Annotated in this window: 7 protein-coding genes (1 of these 7 only partly in view); all 7 read left to right on the top strand. The window is 70.2% G+C overall.

Translation table 11 applies throughout. The features are described from left to right. Nucleotides 1-43 precede the first annotated feature (43 nt). On the top strand, nucleotides 44-790 hold the full coding sequence (locus U2P90_RS00230; protein ID WP_322473282.1) for a HesA/MoeB/ThiF family protein: 747 nt from the start codon (nucleotides 44-46) through the stop codon (nucleotides 788-790). 205 nt (nucleotides 791-995) lie between these two features. Continuing rightward, nucleotides 996-1,346, top strand: a complete 351-nt coding sequence (locus tag U2P90_RS00235; RefSeq protein ID WP_295820136.1) for an HU family DNA-binding protein — start codon at nucleotides 996-998, stop codon at nucleotides 1,344-1,346. Nucleotides 1,347-1,697: 351 nt separating this feature from the next. Further along, nucleotides 1,698-2,600 carry a glycine betaine ABC transporter substrate-binding protein gene (locus tag U2P90_RS00240; protein ID WP_322473283.1) on the top strand — a complete coding sequence of 301 codons (903 nt, stop codon included), beginning with the start codon at nucleotides 1,698-1,700 and terminating at the stop codon, nucleotides 2,598-2,600. A 126-nt stretch (nucleotides 2,601-2,726) separates the two neighbouring features. Further along, a complete protein-coding gene (locus U2P90_RS00245) occupies nucleotides 2,727-3,842 on the top strand; it encodes an ABC transporter permease (RefSeq protein ID WP_322473284.1) in 1,116 nt (371 codons plus the stop codon). A gap of 19 nt (nucleotides 3,843-3,861) precedes the next feature. After that, nucleotides 3,862-4,800, top strand: coding sequence for an ABC transporter ATP-binding protein (locus U2P90_RS00250; protein WP_322473285.1), 939 nt, complete (start codon nucleotides 3,862-3,864; stop codon nucleotides 4,798-4,800). After that, a complete protein-coding gene (locus U2P90_RS00255) occupies nucleotides 4,797-5,522 on the top strand; it encodes an ABC transporter permease (protein WP_322473286.1) in 726 nt (241 codons plus the stop codon). The genes U2P90_RS00250 and U2P90_RS00255 overlap by 4 nt, the downstream gene beginning before the upstream one ends. Nucleotides 5,523-5,760: 238 nt before the next feature. Then, a protein-coding gene (locus tag U2P90_RS00260) for a CarD family transcriptional regulator (protein WP_322473287.1) crosses the window boundary here: on the top strand, nucleotides 5,761-6,243 show its 5' portion. Its footprint extends 21 nt past the window's final position; the window shows 483 of its 504 coding nt (coding positions 1-483); its start codon is at nucleotides 5,761-5,763; the stop codon falls past the right edge of the window.

A 6,243-nucleotide genomic window follows, 5' to 3' on the forward strand; every position in this document is an offset into this window, starting at 1 on the left:
CGCGCCGCATTCTACGGGCGCGGGCCGCCCTACACTGAACCGCATGTCAGGAACGGGGAAGCCTCCGGCGCTGTCGCGACCCGAACTGCGGCGCTACTCGCGGCCACTGCTGGTGCCGGAGTGGCTCGATGGCGGGGCGCAGGAACGGGTGCAGGCCGCCTCGGTGCTGGTGGTGGGGGCCGGCGGGCTGGGCAGTCCGGTCATCGCGCAGCTGGCCGGGGCGGGCGTGGGCGAACTGGTGATCTGCGAGGGCGACCGGGTCGAACTGAGCAACCTGCACCGGCAGACCCTGTACGCCCTCGGGGACGTGGGACGTGCCAAGGCCGAGGTCGCGGCGGCGCGGGCGCAGGCGATCAATCCACACGTCCGGGTGCGGGTGGCTCCGGCGCTCACCCCGGACACGGCCGACGCGCTGATCCAGGCGGCCGACCTCGTGCTGGACGCGACCGACAACTTCGAGACCCGCTACGCCATCGCCGATGCGTGTGTGCGGGCCGGCCGCGAGTGGGTGTGGGGGGCGGCGGCTGGGGTCAGCGGCATGCTGAGCGTGTTCGGGCCGGCCCTGGGCCTGCGCGACGTGTTCCCTGAACCGGGGGACGCGGAATCCTGCGCCGAGGCCGGGGTACTGGGGCCGCTGCCGAACGTGGTGGGCAGCATGATGGCCCTGGAAGCCCTGAAGGTGCTGGGCGGCGTGGGCGAACCGCTGCGGGGCCGGATCTGGACACTGGACGCCCTGTCGGGCCGGGTTCGGACACTGGCGCTGAGGCCGCCGACCAGCATGGCAGATTAATCCTCTCCACATTCCATACTCATAATGTTTTATCGTTCTGGTGGGCACTGCGCCGATTTCACAGCGTTTTTGTCCTTCTGGTGACAGCAGAATTGACCGAAAAAGCGCGGCCTGGCGCAGGTCAATTGACTTGACGTCGATGAATTGTATGTTACCGTGCAATTGAGCCGCGACCCAGCTCAAATTCACGTCTGGAGGTACATGCATGGCCAGAGCCAGCAAGCCCGCCGCGAAGAAGCCCGCCGCCAAAGCTGCTCCCAAACGCACCAGCGGTGCCAGCAGCAAGATCGCCAAGACCCAGATCATCGATCTGGTGGCCGACCGCACCAGCCTGAACAAGAAGCAGGCCGGGGACGCCGTTGCCACGATGCTCGACGCCATCGTCAGCGCCCTGAAGGGCGGCCAGACGGTCGGGCTGCCCGGTCTGGGCACCCTGAGTGTCGCGCAGACCGCCGCCCGGACTGGCGTGCGCCCCGGCACCAGCGAGCGCATCACCATCCCTGCCGGCAAGAAGGTGCGCTTCAAGGTCGCCAGCACCCTCAAGGGCACGCTCTGAGCTGAGTAGGTCGAAGTTGATCTTCAGATCAACCGAGCGGAGCGAGTATCGAAGAAAGTACGTCGTAGCGGGAATGGAGAGGTTCCGGAGCCGTCCCGGAAGCGCGTAATGTTAGCTACGACGTACTGAGATGTGGCCGGGCAGCCCCGGCTGCCCCACGCGTAGGGTGAGCTTCACAGCGCCTCCGGCCTCGTTCCGGAGGAACTTTTTTTGTGGGTGAATCGCACGCCGATACCGCCCAGCCTCGGCGCAGATCGGCAGTATTTATGGAACCTTCACGTGGATTCAGAATGGGCAGTTTTGTGACCTCCCCCACCCGGCCCACCCTTGCGGGGCGGGTACGTTGACCTCATGAAGATCCTCCTGAGCCTGACCGTGGCCGCCCTGGTCAGCAGCGCCGCCGCCAAGCCCATCGTGGTGGGCAGCAAACTCGACCCCGAAGCGCAGATCCTGGGCCAGATGATCCTGCTCACGCTGAAAAATGCCGGCCTGGAGGTCACGGACAAGACCAACCTGGGCGACACCGGCGTGAACCGCAAGGCGATCCTGGCCGGCGAGATCGACGTATATCCCGAGTACACCGGCAACGCCGTGTATCTGTTCCCCGCCGCCAAGATCGGTGCGAAGCAGGCGGGCAACCCCGGCACCATCTACGGCCTGGCCCGGCAGCTCGACGCCAAGAACGGGATCACGTGGCTGAAGCCCGCCAACGTGAACAACACCTGGGTGATCTCGGTGCCGCAGGCGCTGGCGACCAGCGCGAAGCTGTCCAGCGTGGCCGACCTTGCCACGTACCTCAAGGGCGGCGGGAAGTTCAAGATCGCGGGCAGCCCCGAGTTCTTCAACCGACCCGACACCATGCCGGCCTTCGAGGCCGCGTACGGCTTCAAGCTCACGGCCGACCAGAAGCTCGTGCTGGCCGGCGCGACGCCTCCCCAGACCCAGCAGGCCGCCGCCAGCGGCACCAATGGCGTGAACGCGGCCATGGCCTACGGCACCGACGGCACGCTCAGCGCCCTGAAGCTGGTCGCCTTGAAAGATCCCAAGGGTGCCCAGGCCGTGTACCAGCCCGCGCCGATCATCCGTACGGACACCCTGAAGGCCAACCCGCAGGTCTCGGCGCTGCTGAACAAGACCTTCGCCGGGCTGACCGCGCCGGTCATGCAGGGCCTGAACGCCAAGGTGGCGCTGGAAGGCCGCACTGCACAGGACGTGGCGTCGGAGTACCTCAAGAGCAAGGGCCTGATCAAGTGAGCGTGACCGGATGAGCACGTTCCCGCTCTGGGATCAGCCCTGAGCGTGCGCGCCTCGCAGTCGGCAGGGGCGGGGGACAACACGTCTTCCGCCCCCCGTCAGTCTCCGGCACGTGCGGATGTACAGATGGTGCTGTGGATCGCCGGGGCGGCCATGCTGGCCGGGGCGCTGCTGCCGTGGGTGCTGCTGCGCCCCAACCGGCTCGCGCCGGGCGAATATGCCCGGCTGCCGGGAGTCTGGATGGCGGCGGCGGTGGTGCTGGCGCTGCTCCCGGCGCTGGCTGCCCGCTGGTCACGCCGCGCCGTGTGGCTGCCGGCAGGGCTGGCACTGGTGCTGGGGGTGTGGCTGCTGGGCGACCGCACCCACGCCGCCCTGATCGGGCAGGCGCCGTTCGCGCGCGCGAGCGCGGCGAGCGGGGTGTGGCTGTACATGCTGGGCGCGGCCGTGGCCGTCTACGGCGCGCGGCAGGCGGTCGGCACACGCCGCACCGGTCTGCTGGCGTGGTGGTGGGTGGTGCCGGTCGCGGCCCTGGTGCTGCTGGGACAGCTGTCGAGCTGGTCTGTGCTGGTCGAGGGCCGCAGCGAGGGAACCCGGTGGCTCCAGGAACTCGCCCAGCACCTGCGGCTGGTCGGGAGTGCCCTGGGGCTGGCCCTGCTGATCGGAGCGCCCCTGGCGGTCTGGGCCGCCGGGCGCGAGCGGGTGGCCGGGGCCGTGCTGGGCCTTGCGGGCGCCGTCCAGACGATTCCCAGCCTGGCGCTGCTGGGGCTGCTGATCGCGCCGCTGTCGGCGCTGTCGCGGGCCGTGCCGGCGCTGCGCGAGTGGGGCGTGGCCGGGATCGGGGTCGCGCCTGCCCTGAGTGCCATGACCCTGTACGCGCTGCTGCCGGTACTCCGCAACGGAGTGGTGGCGCTGCGCGGTGTGCCGCCCGGCGTGGTCGACGCGGCCCGGGGCATGGGCATGACGGCCTCGCAGCGCTTCTGGCGCGTGCAGCTCCCGCTCGCCCTGCCGGTGTGGCTGGCCGGGGTGCGGCAAGCGGCGGTGCTGCTGGTCGGCGTGGCGGCGGTGGCGGCCCTGATCGGCGCGGGGGGCCTGGGCACCTACATCTTCAAGGGGCTCCAGAGCGCCGCCGCCGACCTGATCCTGCTGGGCGCGGTGCCGGCGGCGGTGCTGGCTGTCGCCGTGGATGCCCTGCTGCGCGGCATCGAGACGCTGCTGGGCCGCCGTCTGGGGCGGGCGGCGTGACACCGAAACGGAGACCCGAATGATCGAACTCCAGAGCCTGGACAAACGTTACGGGGACAGCTACGCCGTCCGCGACCTGAACCTCGTCTTTCCCGACGGACAGCTCACCGCGCTGCTGGGGCCGTCCGGCTGCGGCAAGACCACGACACTGCGCATGATCAACCGCCTGATCGAACCGACGGGCGGGCGGGTGCTGCTGCAGGGTCAGGACACCCGTGACCTGCCTCCGGAAACGCTCCGGCGCGGCATCGGATACGTCATCCAGCAGATCGGACTGTTCCCGCACCTGAACGTCGCGCAGAACGTGGCGACGGTGCCGGATCTGCTGGGCCGCGATCGCCGCCAGACCGCCGCCCGCGTGGACGAGTTGCTGGCCCTGGTGGGCCTTGATCCCGGCACCTTCCGCGAGAAGAAGCCGGCCGAACTGTCCGGCGGGCAGGCACAGCGCGTGGGGGTGGCCCGTGCCCTGGCGGCCGATCCGCCGGTGCTGCTCATGGACGAACCCTTCGGGGCGCTCGATCCGCTGGCCCGCGACGCGCTGCAAGACGCCTTCCGCGAGATCCAGCAGCGCCTGCGCAAGACGGTCGTGATGGTCACCCACGACATCGACGAGGCGCTGCGCCTGGGCGACCGGGTCGCGCTGATGAACGGCGGTCGGCTGGAGCAGGTGGGCACGCCGGACGACCTGATCCACCGCCCGGTCAGCGCCTTCGTGCGGCAGTTCCTGGGCGAGGACGCGACCCTGCGGCAGCTCGCGGGCCGTCGGGTCGCGGAGTTCATGGTGCCCGGCCCCGCCGCGCGAACCCTCCCCAGCGTGGACGAGGGCCTGAACGCCCGCAGCGCCCTGAGCATCATGCTCCGCGACGGCACCGACACGCTGGGCGTGACGCGGCAGGGCGAGCCGATCGGCACCGTCCGGTGGGAGGCACTCCGGACGCCGGGCACGGGCGGGCCGTGAGCGCTGGCCGCCCCTGGTGGCCGCTGCTGTGGCCGCTCGCCCTGCTGATCTGTGTCGTGCCCGGCGTGCTCGGCACCGTGCTGGCGCCGCTCAACCTGGGCGAGGTGCCCACCGCCTTCGATCCCCCCCTGTGGCGCCTGACCCTCACCCACCTGGGACTGGTGCTGCTGTCCACGGTGGTCGTGGTGGCGCTGGGCGTGCCGGTCGCCGTGGCCGTGACCCGGCCCCGGCAAGAGGCGCTGCGCCACCTTGCCGAGACGCTGGTCGGCCTGGGGCAGACCGTCCCGACCTTCGCCATCCTGGCCCTGGCCGTGCCGGCCCTGGGCTTCGGCTGGAAACCCACCCTGCTGGGCCTGATCGTCTACGGCCTGGTTCCGGTGGTCAGCAACGCTGTCGCCGGCCTGCTGGCCGTCGATGCCGGCGTACTGGACGCCGCGCGCGGCATGGGCATGACCCCGGCGCAGCGTCTGTGGCGGGTCGAGCTGCCGCTGGCCCGCCCTGTCCTGCTGGCAGGCATCCGCACCAGCACCGTGTACAACGTCGGCACGGCCACCGTGGGCGCCGCGCTGGGTGCCGGAGGCCTGGGCGAGCCGATCATCAATGGCCTGTCGCAGCAGAACACAGCCCTGGTGCTGGTCGGAGCGCTGCTGGCCGCCCTGCTGGCCCTCAGTCTGGACGCCCTGCTGGGTGTGATCGCGCCGGCGCCGACGACCCCCTCCTGATCCCGCACGGCGCGAGTGAACGCTGCTCTGGCCGCCGTCGTCCGACACAGGTGTAGACCTTCAGCAATCGTTCTCACATAAAACGCTTAATATGATGTTCATGCACACACCCCGGCAGGATCGGATCGCCCGGATCACTCCTGTCTGCATCCTCCGCTGAGACGGCCCGGCCTCCTTGCCGGGCCGTCGCTCACTGCGCGGCGTGCGTTGCCGCGTTTCCCTGCTCCAGAGGTGCCCTGTGACCCAGACCGCATTTCAGCCCGGAGATCGCGTCGTGCTTCCCCCCTACGGGATCGGTGTCGTGCAGGGCACGTGCCAGCGGCCGGTGGGGGGACATGACCAGGCGTATTACCAGGTGACCTTCGCCAATACGACCAGCCGCGCGTATGTGCCGGTCGCCGCGCCCGAGGGCGCTGGCCTGCGCGCCGCGCTCACGGCCGGCGATATGCCAGCCCTGCTGGCGTCCCTGAGTTCCAGCACCCTGAACCTGCCGCGCCAGTGGGCCGCCCGGCACCGCCGCGTTGCCGAGATCCTCGCCAGCGGCGATCCCTTCGAACTGGCCGTGCTCACCTGTGAACTGAGGCGCTGGAATGTGCAGCGCGGCCTGCCGGATCTGGACCGTCAGGCGCTGCGGCGGGCCATCCGTCTCCTGGAGCAGGAGGTCAGCGGCCTTCAGGACGGCGAGGCCGAGCGCGTGCAGCAACTGCTGGTCACGGCCTGG

This window comes from Deinococcus sp. AB2017081, assembly GCF_034440735.1.
Lineage (GTDB): Bacteria > Deinococcota > Deinococci > Deinococcales > Deinococcaceae > Deinococcus > Deinococcus rufus.

What these genes read in the sequence shown, in the direction of transcription:
- U2P90_RS00245 (WP_322473284.1), top strand. Translation starts at nt 2,727, where the DNA reads ATGGTGCTGTGGATCGCCGGGGCGGCCATGCTGGCCGGGGCGCTGCTG.
- U2P90_RS00250 (WP_322473285.1), top strand. Translation starts at nt 3,862, where the DNA reads ATGATCGAACTCCAGAGCCTGGACAAACGTTACGGGGACAGCTACGCC.
- U2P90_RS00240 (WP_322473283.1), top strand. Translation starts at nt 1,698, where the DNA reads ATGAAGATCCTCCTGAGCCTGACCGTGGCCGCCCTGGTCAGCAGCGCC.
- U2P90_RS00230 (WP_322473282.1), top strand. Translation starts at nt 44, where the DNA reads ATGTCAGGAACGGGGAAGCCTCCGGCGCTGTCGCGACCCGAACTGCGG.
- U2P90_RS00235 (WP_295820136.1), top strand. Translation starts at nt 996, where the DNA reads ATGGCCAGAGCCAGCAAGCCCGCCGCGAAGAAGCCCGCCGCCAAAGCT.